The following is an 18,616-nucleotide window of genomic DNA, read 5'->3' on the forward strand; positions in this document are numbered from 1 at the left end:
ACGCACATGTCTCAAAGCATAGGCAGTTACGGAACGACAACGACTATCGTTCTTGTTTTGTTCATTCTGCTCGTTATCGTGTTGCGCGCCTGTTAAATGAATCATCAGGAGCGCTTCCCGAAAGGGTCGCTTTGCACTCGCCTTGCGGCCCTTTGGCGGAAGGCGAGCCGCGCTATTTTCGGACATGCCTTGCATAGGCATAGCCCTAATAAGCGCATACTCTACAAATTCGGCAACAATGGTAAAATAGCATTAATGTAAAACCATCCTAACTATGTTGTTTAGACACCGGGAGGATACTCCATGAACGCAGCCATAATCGTAGAAGGTAAAAATGACAAAAGCCGTCTTTCCCGCATTTTATCACCGGAGATTCCGATCCACTGCACGTTCGGTACCCTCAATACGAATCGTATCGAGATGCTTCGTAAAGCAGTTGGCGACCGTCACGTCTATTTATTTACCGATCCTGACGCTTCGGGGCGCCGAATCAGGGGAATGCTGCGCGACGTATTCCCGGATGCCGATCACATCTACACTCGCAAGGGATATAGCGGAGTCGAAGGTACTCCCGAGGAATATCTCATCCAACAATTGGAGAAAGCCGGACTTGAGGAGTTCATCCTGTATCCGGACCCGGCGACGGGTTGGTCGGCTATGGAATAAGCTTATACATAGCTCTCTGCCCAGCTACTGATTTGCCAGCACGAAAAAAGCCCCCGTTAAAGGGCGTTAAAGGGAGCTTTTTCGTGCTTAACCGAGCAAGAAACCGCCACATTCCGCTATGGCGACCGCGGGTGGCACTTTCGGCGAAATAACGGAACCTCGTTCCGCTATGGCGACCACTGGTGGCACTTTCGGCCAAATAGCGGAACCTCGTTCCGCTAATGCGACCGTGGGTGGTACTTTCGGCGAAATAGCGGAACCTCGTTCCACTATGGCGACCGCGGGTGGCACTTTCGGCGAAATAGCGGAACCTCGTTCCGCTAATGCGACCGTGGGTGGCACTTTCGGCGAAATAGCGGAACCTCGTTCCGCTATGGCGACCACAAGTGGCACTTTCGGCGAAATAGCGGAACCTCGTTCCGCTAATGCGAACAAAAGAGGGAACCTTATCGAGCAAATAGCACCGCCGCGCACGCGCTTATTTCCTCCAGGAACCGAATTCGAGCAATTAGTAATACAACTCTACAGTCTAAAGAACGCTCTTGATTATCTTGGCCATCTCGCTCGGGCTTAAGTTGTTCTCGCCCTCCTCGATATAGTCGTTCACGTTGATCCATTCGCGAATTTGCCCGTCTTTGTCGAGAAGAACGATTAAATTCATATGGGAGAAGTCTCCGGTTTTAGGATCTTTATAAACGAGAATATCGTATTTCTCCGCCAGAGCCGCCGTTTCTTTCTCGTCTCCGCGCAGGAATTTCCAACCATTCGGATCCGTATCGAAACGATTGGCGTAATCCTTCAAGACATCCGGAGTATCGTGCGCAGGGTCTATCGTGACCGACAGAAATTGCACCTCGTCCCCGAACACGCCGTCTTCCTTCAATTCGTCCTGCACTTGCGACATTAACGCCGTAGTAGGCGGACACACATCCGGGCAATTCGCGAAGAAGAAGTATAGAAGCCGGGCCTTGCCGTTCGTTCCGCTAAGCGTGACCGTATTCCCTTCCGTATCCAAGTAAGAGAACTCCGTTCCCGGCTTGACCACTGGCAATTCGTCTCCCTTGTTCTGCTGTGCAATGATGTAATACCCCATCACGACGCAAATTCCGAGCACGATTAGAGAGAAACCATAACGCTGCAGCCATGACTTCTGCGGCTTAACCGCTTCTAAAACGACTGCTGAATCCCCGCTCGCCGAATCCACGGATCCCTCGCCATTCTCAGTTAAAATCTCCGGTTTTTCATCCCTATTCTGATCCATTCGAACTTACACCCCGCTCGTATCCAATATCATCGTAAGAAACATGATCATTAAATAGTTTATCGATATCATGAAGTCCGCTTTCGCCCACTTCTCGTCATCCTTGGCGCGGAGTCCGGAGACGGCATGTACAAACCAAACAACCGCGATGCCCACGGACAAAATAAGGAAATAGATACCTGCATATCCGTAATCGTACATCAGGACGGAAGCCGGAATGAGCAATAGGATATAAGGAAGCATCTGCCACTTCGTTCGGGTAACGCCCTTCACGACCGGCAATAGCGGGAAACCCGCCTCCCTATATTCTTCTTTTCTTCTAATCGCAAGCGACCAGAAGTGCGCAGGCTGCCATAAGAACAGAAGCGCAAACAAAATCCAAGCGCCGGCATCGATCTCGTTCGTTACCGCGCAATAGCCGATAACCGGCGGCATAGCTCCCGAGATTCCTCCGATCGACGTGCTCCAGGTCGAACTGCGTTTCAGCCACATGGTATAAACGACAACGTACACGAACATCCCGAGCAAGCCTAACCAGCCCGACAGAACGTTCACCAATGTAAACAAAATAATTAACCCGACAATGCCGAGCACGATCGCGTAACCGAGCACGAAACCCGGAGTCATCCTGTTTTGCGGCAGCGCCCGATCGCGAGTTCGTGCCATTTTCATATCAAGCTCGCGGTCTAAGTAATTATTGAAAACGCAAGCAGAAGCCATCGTTAGAGCAGATCCGATCAGCATCCAAAGCAAATCCCAACTGAGGATATTTACCCATTTGGATGCGACCCAGTACCCGCCGAAAGCCGCAATTAGGTTCAATCGAATAATACGCGGCTTGGTAAGAGCCACAAGATCTTTAAGCACGGAGTTCCTCCTTTATGCGAGCAAAGCGGCATAACCTGACGTTTGTTCAATGATACCGCAAATCTTCAAGCATTGACAATGTTCGCATCTGCGTGTTCATGAAATCGCCACCGCCTGTGAACAAGGTGCGAACGAGTCAGGAAAATCGATTCTCCCGTTGTCACACAATCCGGGCTGCCTAAATACACTGTATTGCGACAATAGCCTAATGCCGAAGCGATTGGCTTAGGCGACTTGACTTAGAAAGGGTGGCATTCGAATTGGCAGTTATCAAGACGAACAGCGAAGATGTCAAAATGCTAGCCCGCCTCATGCGCGCGGAAGCCGAGGGCGAGGGGGAGCTAGGCATGCTAATGGTCGGCAACGTTGGCGTGAATAGAGTCAAGGGCAATTGCATGGACTTCAAAAACATACGCTCCATTCCCAACATGGTTTACCAATCCCCTGGCGGCTTTGAAGCGGTACAGAAACCGTACTTTTATCAGAAAGCCCGAGACAAGGACGTTAGGTTGGCCCAGCGTGTGGTCAACGGCGAGCGTCAGCACCCCGCATCCAATTCGCTCTGGTTTTTTCGTCCCGTAGGAGCCTGCCCGGCCACATGGTACGATCAAGCGAACACCGGAAGATTCAAGGCTCACTGCTTCTATGCCCCTAACCCTGAAGATTGCCCTACCGTTTATTAATTTAAGGGAGGATTTACAATGTTAACCAACAACAAATGGCCGACATACCCGCAAACTCAAGTGATGCCCATGAGCTTGCCCGTTAGCACGATGCCGTCCGCAAATATGATGCCCGGCAGCATAATGCCATCCGCAAACATGATGCCTGGTGCCGGCAGCATGATGCCCGGAAGCATGATGCCCGGTATAATGATGCAAAGCACGACGCCTCCGCCGGTTCCAAGCGGCGTGCCGATTACTCCGGGCGGAATGGCGTTACCCGCACAGATGCAAGAAGAATCTTACGTAGAGAACATTCTTCGCATGAACCTAGGCAAAGTCGCCACGCTGTACATGACTTACGAGAACAATACGGAATGGAATGCAAAAATTTTCAAAGGCGTACTGGAAGCCGCAGGCCGCGACCACATCATCATAAGCGATCCCGTAACGGGCAAGCGTTACCTGCTGCTCACGCTGAACCTGGACTACATTACGTTCGATGAGCAGATTAACTATACGCTGCCATTCGGTACTATGCCCTCTACTCGCTAATCTTTACCTGACGAAAGGTCCAGATTCTCAGTCCTTCCCTTCCGCCCTTCACCCATTGCTCCATCTCTATCCAGGAACGCCCCTCGCGGCGTTCCTGTTCTATTTCCTTGGCTTCTTCCTTATTGCCTGCGGACCGAATTTCCACAAATACGCCAGGCTGGCCGGTGTTTTCTAGGATCTCGGTTCCCCGCCAGCGCTCGGGATCCGCTTTAACCCACGCGATGTACGCATCGCGATATTGTTCGGGAATTACATATTCGCAGAAGAGGATCAAGGTTTATCTCCCTTTCCTTCATATTTTCAAGGGATTAAGACCATAATATTGTTGCACAAAGGGGGCTTCGCTCATGGACACCGGCACTCATTTCATGTTCGGTTTGGGATTAGGCGGACTCGCTATGGTCGATCCCGTGATCACTTCGCATACTTACGGTCCGATAGCAATCCTCATTGGGACGGTCGCAGGCTCGAACGCGCCGGATTTGGACGGATTGTTAAGATTTAAGAGCAATGCCGATTATATCAAAAATCATCGCGGGCTGTCCCATTCTTTTCCTGCAATTATCGGTTGGGCGGCTTTGATTACGGTACTCGTGTCTTTGTTTTTCCGTGAAATCCCTTGGTGGCACATCGGTTTCTGGGTATTGCTCGCCGTAGTCGTTCACGTGGTTTCCGATCTGTTCAATTCCTACGGAACTCAGGCTTACCGTCCCGTTAGCCGTCAATGGGTCGCTTGGAATATCATTCATATTTTCGACCCGTTTATTTTTTCCACCCATTTGGTCGCTATTCTGCTCTGGATTTCGGGCGCGGCTGCACCGCAGGTCGTATTCCCGGTTCTCTATGTCCTGCTTGTCGTCTATTACGTCTGGAGAACCCTTGTCCATCGGCGTTTATCTCGGAAAATACCGAAGCAGGATCCGCATGGCCAGCCCGGGGACAGCTATACGCTTCTTCCTACCGTGTCGTTATACAGGTGGAATCTGGTGAGGCAATCGAAGGATTGCACGTTCGGAGTCGGAGAATGGGATCACGGGCGGCTGAAGTGGATCGACGTGATGAAGTGCGATGAGCATCCCGCCATCGAGGCCTCTAAGAAGCATTCGGACGTGCAGGCTTTCTTGAGCTTTACCCCGTTTCCATGCGGGTATGTAAAGCCGCAAACTTGGGGTTATGAGGTGCGATGGCTCGATGTCCGATATCGTTACCGCAGACAATACCCCTTCGTCGCCGTGGTATTAATGGATTTGTCCTACGCACCGTTGCAATCTTACGTGGGATGGCTGAGCGATGAACGGCTGGAGAAGAGATTGCGAATGAATACCTACTGATTCTCAACCGACGATTAAGCGGGAGGCCAATAAAATGGCTTTCCGCTTGATTTTTGACGGTCTTAAGCGCACAATATGAAAAGCCCGAGGGCTAGCCCCGGGCTTTCGGTGCCGGACAATTAAGTCCTTAGCGACCGGATAGTTGTTGCTCGGCCATTTGGACAAGTTTCTTGGTGATATAACCACCGAGGGAACCTGCATCGCGGGATGTTACATTGCCGTAATATCCGTCTGCTGGAATTTGAACACCTAGAGATTGAGCGGCTTCCATTTTCATGCTTTGCAGTGCGGCTCTTGCTTGTGGTACGACTAACTGGTTACGGCCTCCGCCTTGAGTTGCTGCCATGAGTAAATTCTCCCTTCGCATTGATGATTGGTTTGCAAGCTTGCCAACTTAGTATGCTAGAAACGAAGAAAAATATGCGAGGTGAAATCATGAGTAAATCTTTATCGCTTTTTTTTGCCGTGGCATCCGTTGCGTTGATGCTCGCCACCGCTTTTTCCCTTAGCCATAACGGCTGGTTAGCGCTGCTGTTCGGTCTCCTTACCCTCGCCATGATCGGTACGGGGTTTGTCGTAAAATCCCGTTTAAGGAAGTAGGCCGCGTACTTTCTAGAGGCAACGAGGCAGAAAACCCATTGCTTCCTTCACGTTGCGCAGCGTAACTTCGGCAACTGCTGAGGCACGCTCGGCTCCGTCGCGCAATATCCGGGTGATTTCCCCAGAAGCCTTAATATCCGCGTATTTGCTCTGCATTGGCTCCAATGCCTGCACGACGACTTCCGCCAAATCTTTCTTGAATGTCCCATATCCTTGGCCTTCATAAGCAGATTGAACCTGTTCCAGAGTTTGTCCGGAGCATTGCGCGAAGATCGTCATGAGATTGCTGACCTCAGGCTTGTTCTGAACGTCGAATATCACTTCCCGGCCCAAGTCCGTCTTGGCGCGGGATATTTTTTTGCGAATGTCCTCCGGAGCGTCAAGAAGAGTAATGAAACTACCCGCGTTCGGGCTGCTCTTGCTCATTTTCTTGGTGCCGTCGTCCAGGGACATGATCCGCGCGCCGACCTTCGGTATGAACGGTTCTGGAATAACGAACGTATCTCCATATCTATGGTTGAAACGTCCCGCTAAGTCACGGGTAAGCTCCAGATGCTGTTTTTGATCGTCCCCGACAGGAACGAGATTAGTATTATAGAGAAGAATATCCGCAGCCATAAGCGACGGATAGACGAACAGGCCGGCCCCTACAGCTTCCTTCCCTTCGGATTTGTCCTTGAACTGGGTCATCCGTTCCAGCTCGCCGATGTACGTCATCGTCGTCATCAACCAGCCAAGCTCCGCGTGCGCAGGAACATGCGACTGCATAAAGATAGAAGCTTGTGCTGGATCTAACCCGGCTGCAACATAGAGCGTAGCGACCGCTTCGCTTTGTTCGCGAAGCGCGGCTGGCTCCTGCTGTACCGTAATCGCATGAAGATCGACTACCATGAAGAAGCAATCATGCTCGTGCTGAAGGGCCACGAAATTTTTCATGGCGCCGATGTAATTTCCCAGCGTTAGCTTTCCGCTAGGTTGAATGCCTGATAAAACGCGTTGTTTGGTCATCGTCATCGAACCCCTTTTTTTGAGAATAAAAAAAAGCCTTCCTCCGCAAGGGACGAGAAAGCCGTGGTACCACCCTTATTCGTATCGCTAGCGCGATCATGACGCATTAACGATACCTTCAGTTCCAATAACGGGGAACAATCGGAGAGCATAGGACGAGTCGTCGTTTCGCTCTCGGCTCCAAGACCCATTCCGCAAGGCAAGCGTACCGGCTTCCAGCTAATCACCGGCTCTCTGGGAGCGCTTCGTCCTGACGTACTTGTTCTCTTCAACGCCGAATATACTTGATTTGTTACTCATTATACCCCTCGAGTACGCTTTGTCAACCGTCGGAACATAAAGCTTTGAAGGTTATTTTGCTTGTTCTGATGTACCGATGGTCAAGCATACGCTATAATAATCGTAACGATTACTATTGTACGCAAGGAAGTGAAACGGTGCCCAACGTATGGATGCGATTGGCGACGGGAGCCGCAACGGTTGGCTGCGCGGCGCTTATAGCTTTGATTTTTTTTGGAAGGGATTTATCGCAAATTTCATTACAATTGGATTCCGCAAGACTGCAGAACTTTAAGATCGTATTTCTAAGCATCATTCTCGAAGCCCTGCCCTTTCTGCTCGTCGGAGTTTTGATCTCTGCGCTTCTGCAAGCTTTCGTGTCGGACAAACTCATACAAAAACTTACCCCTAAGAATCCTATTGCGGGCATCTTATTCGGCAGCCTGCTCGGCATAATTCTACCTCTGTGCGAGTGCGGAATGATCCCTATCGTACGCAGGCTGATTCGCAAAGGACTACCGGCTTACATAGGCATCATCTATATCGTAGCAGGTCCCATCATTAATCCCGTCGTATTCGGCGCGACCTTCGCCGCATTTCGAACAAACAAGGATCTGGCGTATTCCCGCTTCTATTTAGCTTTCCTGGTGTCGGTTGCTTTGGGGCTAATTCTGTATCGTTTTATGAAAAAGAACCCTCTCAAGCAAGATAGACAAAGCCAGCAGCAACATACTCAGATCACGGATGGGCATCATCATCATCATCATCATCATCTTGATCATCATCATCATCATGGGCATGACCACTCTAATGAAGCCAGCCTGGGGAAGAAGCTCGCCGATACCCCGGGGCATGCCGCGGAAGAATTTTTCGATATGGGCAAGTATTTGATCCTGGGCTCGTTCATTACGGGATTGTTGCAAACTTTCATCACGCGCGCGTCCTTTTCGGCCGTTGCCGACCAAGAGCTATTATCCCATCTCTTCATGATGGGCTTCGCGTACGCGTTATCGCTCTGCTCCACCTCCGACGCATTCGTAGCCGCATCCTTCAACAGCATGTTTCCGCCGGCCGCATTATTGTCCTTCCTCGTATTCGGGCCGATGCTAGACTTGAAAAACACGCTAATGATGCTTGCTGTATTCCGCAAAAAATTCGTTCTGAAGTTCAGTCTTGCAATTGCGGCGCTCGTATTGCTCGGTTCCATCTTGTTCGACCATCTGGGATTCGTATAGAAGGAGGATTCTTACATTGAATAGAAACACGACCGCGATGACGTTGCACTACTTAGCCAGGGCCCTATTGCTAGCCGGATTCGCTTTCTTCATCGTCCATCTGGTTCGTACGGGAAATTTGAATTTATATATCGCAAGCCGAATGCAATTCATCGTGAAATTATCGGCGCTTGGGTTATATGCCGTTGCGGCGCAGCAATTCTATGCGGCCATTCGCACCTGGATGGATAAGAAAAGTGATGAGCTCTCTTGCGATTGCAATCATGAAATGCCGTCGACATGGGGAAAGAGTTTGTTGTTATACGGTTGGTTCGCGCTACCGTTAATCCTAGGATATGCGGTGCCCGATGGGCTGTTAAGCAGCAGCATGGCTTCTGCCAAAGGCGTGCAGTTCGCGCCGCAGCAGATCGTTAAACCGTCTGCGGACCTCTCGGCTCAAGAAGATACGGCTCCCGAAGATACACCGGAAGCGGCTTCGGAACCTTCATCTTCCACCGCTGTACCAGGGGATTCGAACGAGGATGCAGCCCTTGATATCTTGTTCCCGACGGACGAGTTCACGGAAAGCTATGCAAAATTCGGCAAGATGCTTGTACAGCAGGATCTCATCAAAGTAACCGACAAGCAATTTATCGAGACGTTGACGACTCTGGACTTATATAGAACCGCATTCATCGGGAAAACCATCCAGCTAAGCGGGTTCGTTTATCGCGAAGAAGCAATGGGTAAACAACAATTCGGAGTGAGCCGATTTGCCATTTCGTGCTGCTCGGCCGATGCATCCCCCTACGGCGTCATGGCAAATTTCGGAAGAGCGAGCACATTGGCTAACGATGAGTGGGTTACCGTAACCGGAAAGCTTGAAACGACGCAATATAACGACATCGAAATTATTCAAATCAACGTAACCAAAGTGGTCAAAATCGCTCCGCCCGAAGATCCTTATGTTTCTCCCGACCTTGACTTCGGATTGGAGTAAGCAGGAATACTGATTTTTATTGGCAACTTTTCCTTTAGATGCATAGCCCTCCCAATAACGTCCATACTACGTGCAAAGGAGGTGAGCGATAGTGGCATCAAGATCACGCAATTCCCTCGTCGTTCCCCGAAGCGCACAAGCATTGGAGCAATTAAAGTTTGAAGTCGCGCAGGAACTGGGTATCCAGATTCCCGCGGACGGTTACTACGGCCAAATGTTAACTCGCGAAACCGGGTCCATCGGGGGCCAGATTACTCGCCGTCTCGTTCAGATGGCCGAACAACAACTGGTCGGTCGCTCCGGTTATTGAAACAAACAACGACATGCAATCGTGAAAATCCGGCCTGCTCCTAAGAGTTGGCCGGATTCATTTTGTACCGATTATGTAAGACCACTATTCGTTGGAAGCTTCCCTGCGATCGCGCTTCTTAGGGGAGAATCTAAACATTAAGTTAGCCATGTTGTAGTTGGATTCAAACTGAACGCTTACGAACACTCGACCTTGTTTAAGCACGAAATCGTAAGAGATCTCTCCGTGCGTCCAACCGCTCTTATGTCTTAGCGCTTCAACTGCTAATTGCCTCAAAGTCACCACTTGCGAAGATGTCATTCCCGAGGAGCCTTGCTCTTGCGGACCGCAGTCCACGGGGAGATGACGAATACCGAACCTTCCGACCGCGTCATCGCGAATTTGCATGACGATCGTGCCTGCCGTCAACCCTCGCAATTCCCCCGCCAATTTCTCCAAAGCCACATCCACTTGCCTAGCTAATGGAATTTGACCCAAATCCATGATTCTCCTCCTTTGTGCTTATTAATCATTTTTTCTAGGTATTACCTATTACGACTTCGGACTCAGTATAATTGAATAATTAGAATATTACAATCATTTTGTCTAAATTTGGCTTTATTTGTAACTTGATTACTTTTTATCACTGGCATATCGAGAAAATTTTGTGGATATTCATCGTCATCCAGCAAAGCTTCTGTTACTTTGTCCCTATATAACAACGATAAAATTTCGGTCGTGAAGAACACGTCGTTCAACTTGGAACCATCCGGGCAACCTCGCTAACTCCGCCTAAAGAGGGCAACCCCCGCCGAATTAACGAAGCAACTTCGCTAACTCCACCCACAGCGGGCAACCCCGCCGAATTAACGAAGCAACATCGCTAACTCCGCCTAAAGCGGGCAACCACCGCCGAATTAACGAAGTAACTTCGCTAACCCCGCCCACAGCGGGCAACCCCTCCCGAATTAACGAAGCAACTTCGCTAACTCCGCTTAAAGCGGGCAACCCCCCATCATCTGAATAGATGATGGAGGGTTGCCATGGATCATGCTCTTACTTGCATAATTCCGCGAACGCTTCTACGTCCGCAACGACTCTTGCCACGGCATCCTGCCAGAATCGCGGCTGGTCCAGGGCTGCGCCGAGATGATGCGTAGCCAATTGTTCCACGGTCATAACTCCCGTGTCCCGCAGCAATTGGTCGTATCGTTTGCTAAACGAAGCCCCTTCCCGCTCCGCCACAGCGACTAGACCCGTGCTGAACAGATAGCCGAATGTATAAGGGAAGTTATAAAAAGGTACGTCGGTTAAGTAAAAATGAAGTTTGGACGCCCAGAAATGAGGGTGCCAGCTTCCCAAGGCATCGCCGAAAGCTTCCTTCTGCGCCGCTACCATAAGCTCGCATAATTCGGACGCCTCAAGCATCCCGCTAGCGCGACGCTCATAGAAGCGAGTCTCGAACAGGAACCGCGCGCGAATGTTCATGCAGAAAGCGACAGCGCGCTGTAGTCGATCATCGAGCAGAGCCAGTTTCTCCTCATCGCTCTCGGCCCTGCGCAACAGCGCATCGCCTACGAGCGCTTCAGCGAACGTTGATGCCGTTTCGGCTACGTTCATCGCGTAATCCTGGGCTAACGGCGGCAGTTCCTCGACTAACGCCGCATGGTATGCATGCCCCAGTTCATGGGCTAGCGTGGACACGTTGCCCGGAGTGCCCGAGTAAGTCATGAAGATTCTGCTCTGGCGGCTGAGCGGCAAACTCGTGCAGAAGCCTCCAGGCCTCTTGCCGGACCGATCTTCCGCTTCGATCCAATGATCGGCGAAAGCGGTCTCCGCGAGTTTAGCCATATCCGGTGAAAACTGCTTGAATGCCTCCGTAATCAGTTGCGCGGCTTCCTCGTATGGTATTTTAGCCTGGCTAGTCGCGATCGGCGCATCGACGTCGTGCCAGGATAGCTTGTCTTTGCCTAATCGCCGAGCCTTCAAAGCCAAGTAACGTTGGAGCGGCTCTATGCTGCCGGCTACCGCCGTCCACATGGCGTTTAACGTATCGATGCTCATCCGATTTATTCTAAGCGGTTCTCTAAGCGGATCGCTCCAGCCTCTCATCCCGTATAGCTTTAGACGGAATCCCGCTAGCCGATTGAGCGTATCCGCTCCAAGATCAGCTTGAGATGACCATGCTTCTTCCCATTTGGAAGCCATGAGATCCCGTACGGCCGGCTCGGGATCGTCTAGTTTGTTGGCTGCCTGCCCTACGGATAAGTTCACCGAAGAACCATTCTCCTCCCAAGGGATGGAGATCCGACCGACTATCGTGTTGTAGTGCTCGCCCCAACCATGATAGCCATCGACCGCGAGCTCGCTCGCCACGGCTTCCAATGCGGGCGGAAGCTTATCCTTAGCGGAGTCCCTTCGTTCGTTAAGCGGGAAAATAATGGCAGACCTCTCCGCTTGGCCGCCCCATTCGTGCCAATGAGAATCCGGAACCGATGCCAGCTTCGCGTCGAATAGATCGGCAGCTTGCTTAAATCGCGCGGATAAGGTCTGAATCCTCTCGGTCCAAGCTACAGCGCGCTTGTCGCCCATGTCTTGCGAAGTCAAGCAAGACACATAAGAATCAGCCTCTCTGAGTCTGGATACAACCGCCTGAAGCTTATCCGTCCATGCGGTCAGCTCATTCGGGTTTGGCACTGCATCTCCGCTATTTTGCAACTCCTTCAAGAGTAAAGCCGCAAGCGTTTCGGTTTCCTCCACGAATGCCGCATATTGAGGCGAAGATGATCCGCCGGAAAAAAGCGACTCCAGGTTCCATTTTAACGATAGCGATTGTTTCATTATTCACCACTCCGTTTCCATTGCGCTTGGCTAGTGCCCTGATGTATGTTTAAATACATGAAAGGGGGCTTGGCCTTGATACCGCTACGAAATAGTTTACCATACGATATCATTATGAACGACGTCTTCGTCCAAGAATGTCCATTTTGCCGGAGCTCCCACGTGCTTCTTCCGTTAAAACCGGATGACGTCAAAAGTATGTACGGAGGCGGCCGCAAAATAACGCTCGTATTCCCATGCTGTCACGGTACTGTCCGCATCATCGATGCCGATCAGGATTACCTGCTGGCCAACCGTCCAATACGAGGCAAATGAAGGATGTAGAAAATTAAGATCCGCTCTGCAGCATTTCCTCCGGGAGCTCCATTCCTTGACCGGTCATAACCTCGCGAATGTTCTGCCACTGCTCGCGGGATACGCGAATCATGGCGGCGTCCACGATATTTTTATCATTGATGACCCGTCCGAACCATCTCACCGCTTCTTGGAATAGTCCCAAACGCTTATGCAGTTCTCCAATTAAGAACATGAGGCGGGCGTTGCTGATTGAATCCCGTTCCGTTTCGTACACCCGAACGTAGGCATCCATGGCGAACTTAAGAAAACGCTCCTCCTGCTCCTTCTTCCCCTCGTAACGGTAAAGCCACGCGATATGGTGCAACAAAGCCGCGATGACGCGTTCCTTTTCCCCGATGGCCTGAGCCGTAACCAAAGCCAGCTTGTAGCATTCCATCGCTCCGGCAGCCGTGCGCTCCCCACCGTAATCCCGATATTGCCACTGATTCCCGATCTTATCGTAATAGGCCGTTCTCTGCTTCTCGTTAAGTCGCTCCCCAAAATTCTCCGTTGAAGCAAATCCGCAGTAAGGGCAGATCCTTACCACATAATGATCCGGATTAACCGATTTGAAATAGGAGCAGAAATCTGTATCCGTCTTCACTGCCCTTTTCAGACTCGGCCTTACGCGTGACGTTTGATAGCTCTCCTCGCAGCAAATGCATTTAATTTTGATCTGAAAAAGCGGCTCCACGATGTTGCCTCCTTATTGGATGGATGAGTCTGATTCCGTATTAACGAAATGATGAGCCGGGCCTGACAATCGTTCGATCGTCAGCTGGCGGAGCTCCTCCGGAATGGAGGATTCGGCTAATGCCGCGGACATGCATTCCAGCCACGCCGCCGCCCTCTCGGGAGTAATCGGAAAGGGCAAATGGCGAGCACGCATCATCGGGTGTCCGTATTCATCGGAGTAAAGGGACGGGCCGCCGAAAAATTGGGTCAAAAATAAGATTTGTTTCTCCATGACTGGATCGATGTCCTTGGGAAACAGCGGGGCTAACAACGGATGGGCTTGCACTTTGGGGTAAAATTTGGAGACGATGCCACGAATACCGTCAGCTCCCCCAAGCGCTTCGTAAAGCGAAGCATAACTAGACAATTTGTTCCTCCTATAATGAGACCATGGGATACATTTTCCCCATGAATCATTTCTTGTAATGGGCTCCAAGAACTATTGGATGGGTCGCTTTTATGCATGCCTATTATACCACATTGAATTGGACATGCCTCAGTATAAATACAAAAAATCGCCCCGAAGGGCGATCGAACATGGCATGCTGCCGACGTGAATTCAAAGCGGTTTACAACTCTTCTTCAGGGCGTATCAAAGACTCGCGAATGACATAAACAAAAGCGCATACGATCAATCCTGCAACGACTCCTGCCATTCTCATCACTCCAGCTTCGATGAAATTTGACTTACGTACTCATCCTGGTTTCCTAGTCCCATTGTATCATAGTTATGCACAGATTTCACGATGTTTTTGTAAACGATTACATTAGAAAATAACGTCTTTTTTTCGCATCGGAAAGATTGTCCCGTCCTTCACATATATTGGGACAAGAGGTTTAGCCCGATAGGAGGAAAAGGGATTGAGCAACATTCAGAATTACCGGGATCGATCGCCCCGTTCGTTCACGCTAGCAGGAGTTTTCGCGATTGGCGGAACGTCCCTATTGATAGGATTCCTTGCGATAACGGACACCCAAGTGGCCTTAAATGCCTCCTTACGCGGAGTTGCGGTATGGTGGGACGTATTGTTTCCTGCTTTATTTCCTTTTTTCGTCCTTTCCGAGATGCTGCTCGGCTTTGGAATCGTGCATCTAGCAGGTACGCTCCTCGACCCGTTCATGCGTCCCCTGTTCCGGCTTCCTGGAGTGGGAGGGTTCATTGTCGCAATCGGCTTCGCTTCCGGGTATCCTGTCGGTGCCAGACTAACCTCCCGATTAATGGAGCAGAAGCTCGTCACTCGCAACCAGGGCGAACGCCTCGTCGCGATGACGACGACCTCCGATCCCATATTCTTGATCGGCGCGGTATGCATCGGCTTCTTCGGCAGCCTTCAAGCCGCCCCCGTTCTAGCTATAGCCCATTATAGCGGGGCATTGCTGCTTGGATTAGGTTCTCGCTTTCGGAGGAGAGACCCCGAAGACTCCGCCGAAGTCGCCGTTCAACACAAAACCAGCAGACTACGAGCCGCTTTAGCTGCCATGCATAAGGCACGCTTGGACGATGGCCGACCGTTCGGCATTTTGCTGCAGCAATCCTTGCAATCCTCCCTCACTCTAATGATGATCGTAGGCGGTTTGGTCGTATTTTTCTCCGCAACCCTAGATCTTCTGGTCCATAGCGGACTGTTATCCTTGTTTCGCGATATAATCGGGCGGCTGCTGCATCTATTCGGAATGTCCTCTAACCTTTCCCATGCGTTCGTGAACGGAACCTTCGAGGTCACCTTGGGAGCGAAAGCTTCCGCAGCCGATGCAGAAATTCCTTTGGTAGATCGCGTCGCGGCGGCAGCTTTCGTTCTCTCTTGGGCCGGCTTATCGGTTCATGCGCAAGTGGCAGGTTTAATGAGCCGTACCGCTTGGCGTTACCTCCCCTTCGCGCGGGCACGGTTGATCCATGGTCTGTTAGCGATGGCGATTGTCTATATGGCATGGCCAGTATTCCAACCGGAAAGCGCCATCCAATCGAATATCGCTGCTTGGTTCAGCGGATCTTCATTGTCGCCTTGGTCGCAAGATGGAATCTCGATAACCCGTTCGTTATTCCCCGTGGCCGCATGGCTCCCCCTCATGTTCATGATTACTCTCGCCTTGATTGTCATTGCCGGAGCCGTCGCAATCGGGATTCGCAAGCTGCGATGGAAAGCGAAAGATTGAATTCGCTACCGTTATTGTTTATGATCATAATCAGTGAGTAGTAACAAGGAGCAGTCGGAAGGAGCGGCCAGGTTTGAATTACGCATTGCTTGACCGGGGAGACCGATTATCTCGGGCATTGGCGGAGGAATTCCATGCATTGGCGGAGGCTAGAGGGTTCAAAGTAAATGATGTCTCGCCGGAAATCGTCGTTTCGATCGGCGGGGATGGAACGCTTCTCCAAGCGTTTCACCGATTCAAGAATCAGTTAGAGCAAGTATCCTTTATCGGTATACATACCGGACATCTCGGCTTCTATGCGGATTGGAAGAAAGGCGAGATAGCGGAATTATTGGATCTGATGGTATCGTCCGAGCCCCGTAAGGTACAGTATCCGTTGCTGCACATTGAGATTACCTCGTCGTTGGGGAAAACGGATTTTCTGGCACTGAACGAATTTACTTTGAAAAGCGTCGACGGAACTTTAGTGGCCGCTCTTCATATTAATGACGAGCCGTTCGAGATGTTTCGCGGGGACGGCATCGTGATTTCCACTCCTACGGGAAGTACAGGCTATAATAAGAGCCTCGGGGGCGCGGTTATCCATCCTTCCCTGGAAGCTCTGCAGATTGCGGAGATTGCCTCCATCAACAATCGCGTTTACCGTACGTTAGGTTCTTCGGTCATCTTACCAAAGCATCACCATTGCGACATCGTCCCCGATTCCGAGGAAGAGCTTTTTATCGGAATCGATCATCTCGTCATGCAGATGTCTACCGTAAGCAACATCACTTGCAGGGTCGCCGATGATAAAATCACGTTCGCCAGATACCGCCCCTTTCCTTTCTGGAACCGGGTAAGGGAAGCGTTCATCGGCGGCTCGGTGTAAAAACAAAAATGGTGGTACAGGGATCCTGTCTCCCCGTACCACCATTTCTCTATTTACCCCTAGTCGCCCGACCTTGGCGTTCCGGATTCCGGTCGCGGCGCTCCGTCCGGTCGATGGTTCGGTTTTCCGCCGAAGCTCTTGCGTCGACGATTCTTGCCCGGCCAACGATTGTCGTTGCGAGGCATTTCGTTGCGCGCGTTTCCTGGTTCCGCATTACGAACCTCTTCGGTAACCCGGTTTGCTTGTCCTTGTTCCGTCGTTTGCTGTTGGGGACGCGGTCCCCGAGGAGGATACGAAGGCTTATTCGAAGGGTTGCCGTTGCCCTGATCTCGCTGCTGTGGACGACGATCTCCGTTAGATGGACCATTATTATAGGAACGGCCTTGACGATTAGTTCCGCTATCGTTTCCGTGCCTAGTGTGGCTCCCTCTTGACAAAGAGGATGAGCCCATTGCTGCCCCGGATGTATTGTTGCTATTCGGGTTCGCATTCGCGCTGGCGTTGCGGCGTTCCGCGTCGGCTGCGGCTCTGGCTACAGCGGAAACGGTTACGTTCGGTGCCCGAACAGGTCCGCCGACCCGTTCCTTAAGCGGCCAACGCATGATCGGGCCGCTTGATGTTGCGGTTGCCACGGTTGCCGCGGTCTCGGCGACCTGTTCGCCGGTTTCGTTCAGCGCGATGATCGCTTCGGGAGATTCCTCCTTCGAGACGACGGCATCAGGCGGAATCTCGTTATGATCCAGCTTCGTAAGCACGAAGTGGGCGCAACCGAAATTACAATATTCGTTGATGTAATCGACGAAGCTGGAAATCGAGCTTTCCTTGGTTGCCCGAGGATGCCCGTCCCGATAAAAGCCCCGAAGGCGAAGCTGGTTATAACCCCAGTCCCCGACGATATAGTCGAAACGCTCCAATACTTCGCTGAATCTTTCGCGGAAAGCTTCCGGATTCCATCCGCTCTTATGCTCGTGCATAAGCGAGTACGCGTTGCCTCCTGCCATGAAAATCATGATAGGCTCTCCTCCCGAAGACTGGTCGTCCTAGCTTCCGCCGATTTGACTTGCTCATGTGCATGATAAGAGCTGCGAACGAACGGCGCGGATTCCACGTGCGAGAAACCGCGTTTCAACCCTTCTACCTTCAATGCCGCGAATTCATCCGGATGAACGTAGCGTACGACGTCCAAATGGGATGCGGACGGCTGTAAGTATTGACCCAACGTAAGGATATTGCAATCCACCGCGCGAAGATCGTCCATCGCTTGTAGGATTTCCTCATAGGTTTCCCCTAAACCGAGCATGATGCTGGATTTTGTTGGAATGTCCGGCTTCATTTCCTTGGCCCGCTTAATGAGTTCGAGCGAACGTCTATATTTCGCTTTAGCGCGAACCCGATTCGAGAGCCGTTCGACGGTCTCGATATTATGGTTGAGGATATCCGGATTGACATCCATAACAATTTGCAGGGAATCACGGTTGCCTAAAAAGTCGGGAATGAGCACTTCAACGCTGCAGAACGGAAGCTTCCTGCGGATCGCCTTCACGGTCTCGGCGAAGATGCCGGCTCCCCCGTCCTTCAGGTCGTCCCTCGCTACCGAAGTAACGACGCAATGCTTCAAGCCCATCTGCTCGGCGGCTTCCGCTACTCGCTCCGGCTCTTGCAGGTCAAGTTCCGTAGGCAAGCCTGTTTTAACGGCGCAGAATCGGCATGCCCTGGTGCAGATGTCTCCCAGAATCATGAACGTTGCTGTTCGGTTGGCCCAGCATTCATATATATTCGGGCAGCGCGCTTCTTCGCATACGGTATGAAGCGTCTTGCTCCGCATCACTTGTTTGAGCTCTTGGTAAGGTTCGCCAGTGGTCAGTTTAATCTTCAGCCAGTCGGGTTTGCGCGGTTTGGCGCTAGTCGTCATTGTATTTCCCCTCTTTCTGTCCTCCTTATTATAGCACG

General features: G+C 51.2%; 23 protein-coding genes, 1 pseudogene and 1 other annotated feature. Of the genes and pseudogenes, 12 read left to right on the plus strand and 12 right to left on the minus strand.

The features are described 5' to 3' along the window. Positions 1-6: 6 nt before the first annotated feature. Together E2980_RS16740 and E2980_RS16745 are read left to right on the plus strand one after the other, a co-directional pair. Positions 7-96 carry a sporulation protein YjcZ gene (locus tag E2980_RS16740; protein WP_135153347.1) on the plus strand — a complete coding sequence of 30 codons (90 nt, stop codon included), beginning with the start codon at positions 7-9 and terminating at the stop codon, positions 94-96. A 207-nt stretch (positions 97-303) separates the two neighbouring features. After that, complete coding sequence (locus E2980_RS16745) at positions 304-666, plus strand: ribonuclease M5 (protein ID WP_135153349.1); 363 nt, start codon at positions 304-306, stop codon at positions 664-666. A gap of 87 nt (positions 667-753) precedes the next feature. Here E2980_RS16745 and E2980_RS16750 read toward each other — a convergent pair whose 3' ends face one another. Genes E2980_RS16750 through cyoE form a run of 3 tightly spaced genes read right to left on the minus strand, consistent with a single transcriptional unit; the run spans position 754 to position 2,794 of the window. Beyond that, complete coding sequence (locus tag E2980_RS16750) at positions 754-1,140, minus strand: hypothetical protein (RefSeq protein WP_167747158.1); 387 nt, start codon at positions 1,138-1,140, stop codon at positions 754-756. 55 nt (positions 1,141-1,195) lie between these two features. Continuing rightward, entirely contained in the window at positions 1,196-1,927 is a 732-nt protein-coding gene (locus E2980_RS16755; protein ID WP_135153353.1) for an SCO family protein, read from the minus strand. A gap of 6 nt (positions 1,928-1,933) precedes the next feature. Beyond that, positions 1,934-2,794: a heme o synthase gene (cyoE, locus tag E2980_RS16760; RefSeq protein WP_135153355.1), complete on the minus strand. Its 861-nt coding sequence runs from the start codon at positions 2,792-2,794 to the stop codon at positions 1,934-1,936. Between the two features lie 260 nt (positions 2,795-3,054). Here cyoE and E2980_RS16765 point away from each other — a divergent pair, with 260 nt between their 5' ends. Together E2980_RS16765 and gerQ are read left to right on the plus strand one after the other, a co-directional pair. Further along, positions 3,055-3,477, plus strand: a complete 423-nt coding sequence (locus tag E2980_RS16765) for a cell wall hydrolase (RefSeq protein WP_135153357.1) — start codon at positions 3,055-3,057, stop codon at positions 3,475-3,477. An 18-nt stretch (positions 3,478-3,495) separates the two neighbouring features. Continuing rightward, positions 3,496-4,011, plus strand: a complete 516-nt coding sequence (gene gerQ / locus E2980_RS16770) for a spore coat protein GerQ (RefSeq protein ID WP_240703064.1) — start codon at positions 3,496-3,498, stop codon at positions 4,009-4,011. Here gerQ and E2980_RS16775 read toward each other — a convergent pair. Beyond that, positions 4,001-4,285, minus strand: a complete 285-nt coding sequence (locus E2980_RS16775; RefSeq protein WP_135153359.1) for a hypothetical protein — start codon at positions 4,283-4,285, stop codon at positions 4,001-4,003. The two genes, gerQ and E2980_RS16775, sit on opposite strands and share 11 nt — an antisense overlap. A 73-nt stretch (positions 4,286-4,358) precedes the next feature. Between E2980_RS16775 and E2980_RS16780 the strand changes: the two genes are divergently transcribed. After that, positions 4,359-5,342: a metal-dependent hydrolase gene (locus E2980_RS16780; RefSeq protein WP_135153366.1), complete on the plus strand. Its 984-nt coding sequence runs from the start codon at positions 4,359-4,361 to the stop codon at positions 5,340-5,342. 127 nt (positions 5,343-5,469) lie between these two features. On the opposite strand, the gene E2980_RS16785 is transcribed toward E2980_RS16780, so the two are convergent. Continuing rightward, positions 5,470-5,688, minus strand: coding sequence for an alpha/beta-type small acid-soluble spore protein (locus E2980_RS16785; RefSeq protein ID WP_135153368.1), 219 nt, complete (start codon positions 5,686-5,688; stop codon positions 5,470-5,472). 89 nt (positions 5,689-5,777) lie between these two features. Here E2980_RS16785 and E2980_RS24300 point away from each other — a divergent pair, with 89 nt between their 5' ends. Beyond that, complete coding sequence (locus E2980_RS24300) at positions 5,778-5,942, plus strand: DUF5325 family protein (protein WP_167747159.1); 165 nt, start codon at positions 5,778-5,780, stop codon at positions 5,940-5,942. Between the two features lie 12 nt (positions 5,943-5,954). Here E2980_RS24300 and trpS read toward each other — a convergent pair whose 3' ends face one another. After that, complete coding sequence (gene trpS / locus E2980_RS16790; protein WP_135153370.1) at positions 5,955-6,950, minus strand: tryptophan--tRNA ligase; 996 nt, start codon at positions 6,948-6,950, stop codon at positions 5,955-5,957. Between the two features lie 45 nt (positions 6,951-6,995). Next, positions 6,996-7,231: a binding site (T-box leader), on the minus strand. 156 nt (positions 7,232-7,387) lie between these two features. Here trpS and E2980_RS16800 point away from each other — a divergent pair. The 3 genes from E2980_RS16800 (at position 7,388) to E2980_RS16810 (ending at position 9,753) form a co-directional block, all read left to right on the plus strand. Continuing rightward, on the plus strand, positions 7,388-8,464 hold the full coding sequence (locus E2980_RS16800; protein ID WP_240703065.1) for a permease: 1,077 nt from the start codon (positions 7,388-7,390) through the stop codon (positions 8,462-8,464). Positions 8,465-8,480: 16 nt separating this feature from the next. Next, the gene (locus tag E2980_RS16805; protein WP_240703066.1) at positions 8,481-9,443 is read left to right on the plus strand and encodes a TIGR03943 family putative permease subunit; all 963 of its coding nucleotides are present in this window, start codon (positions 8,481-8,483) and stop codon (positions 9,441-9,443) included. 91 nt (positions 9,444-9,534) lie between these two features. Next, positions 9,535-9,753 (plus strand): alpha/beta-type small acid-soluble spore protein, encoded by a 219-nt coding sequence (locus E2980_RS16810; protein ID WP_420808656.1) that lies wholly within the window; start codon positions 9,535-9,537, stop codon positions 9,751-9,753. An 84-nt stretch (positions 9,754-9,837) separates the two neighbouring features. Here the strand turns inward: E2980_RS16810 and E2980_RS16815 are convergent, their stop codons facing one another. Both E2980_RS16815 and E2980_RS16820 read right to left on the minus strand, forming a co-directional pair. Beyond that, positions 9,838-10,236 (minus strand): O-methyltransferase, encoded by a 399-nt coding sequence (locus E2980_RS16815; RefSeq protein WP_205699984.1) that lies wholly within the window; start codon positions 10,234-10,236, stop codon positions 9,838-9,840. A 552-nt stretch (positions 10,237-10,788) separates the two neighbouring features. Further along, a complete protein-coding gene (locus E2980_RS16820) occupies positions 10,789-12,573 on the minus strand; it encodes a M3 family oligoendopeptidase (RefSeq protein ID WP_135153378.1) in 1,785 nt (594 codons plus the stop codon). Between the two features lie 75 nt (positions 12,574-12,648). Here E2980_RS16820 and E2980_RS16825 point away from each other — a divergent pair, with 75 nt between their 5' ends. Further along, complete coding sequence (locus E2980_RS16825; RefSeq protein ID WP_135153380.1) at positions 12,649-12,888, plus strand: hypothetical protein; 240 nt, start codon at positions 12,649-12,651, stop codon at positions 12,886-12,888. A 13-nt stretch (positions 12,889-12,901) separates the two neighbouring features. On the opposite strand, the gene E2980_RS16830 is transcribed toward E2980_RS16825, so the two are convergent. Both E2980_RS16830 and E2980_RS16835 read right to left on the minus strand, forming a co-directional pair. Beyond that, positions 12,902-13,603 carry a DUF2225 domain-containing protein gene (locus E2980_RS16830; RefSeq protein WP_135153382.1) on the minus strand — a complete coding sequence of 234 codons (702 nt, stop codon included), beginning with the start codon at positions 13,601-13,603 and terminating at the stop codon, positions 12,902-12,904. A gap of 12 nt (positions 13,604-13,615) precedes the next feature. Next, complete coding sequence (locus E2980_RS16835; protein ID WP_135153384.1) at positions 13,616-14,011, minus strand: globin domain-containing protein; 396 nt, start codon at positions 14,009-14,011, stop codon at positions 13,616-13,618. A 494-nt stretch (positions 14,012-14,505) separates the two neighbouring features. Here E2980_RS16835 and E2980_RS16840 point away from each other — a divergent pair, with 494 nt between their 5' ends. Further along, positions 14,506-15,798, plus strand: coding sequence for a nucleoside recognition domain-containing protein (locus tag E2980_RS16840; protein WP_205699985.1), 1,293 nt, complete (start codon positions 14,506-14,508; stop codon positions 15,796-15,798). Positions 15,799-15,871: 73 nt separating this feature from the next. Beyond that, on the plus strand, positions 15,872-16,666 hold the full coding sequence (locus E2980_RS16845; protein WP_135153386.1) for an NAD kinase: 795 nt from the start codon (positions 15,872-15,874) through the stop codon (positions 16,664-16,666). Positions 16,667-16,725: 59 nt separating this feature from the next. Here E2980_RS16845 and E2980_RS25165 read toward each other — a convergent pair whose 3' ends face one another. After that, the gene (locus E2980_RS25165; RefSeq protein ID WP_135153388.1) at positions 16,726-17,676 is read right to left on the minus strand and encodes a YutD family protein; all 951 of its coding nucleotides are present in this window, start codon (positions 17,674-17,676) and stop codon (positions 16,726-16,728) included. After that, a pseudogene (gene lipA / locus E2980_RS16855) lies at positions 17,673-18,587 on the minus strand (lipoyl synthase); the annotation flags it as partial. The gene E2980_RS25165 and the pseudogene lipA, both read right to left, overlap by 4 nt. Positions 18,588-18,616: the final 29 nt, after the last annotated feature.

Source organism: Cohnella luojiensis, from assembly GCF_004564235.1.
GTDB lineage: Bacteria > Bacillota > Bacilli > Paenibacillales > Paenibacillaceae > Cohnella > Cohnella luojiensis.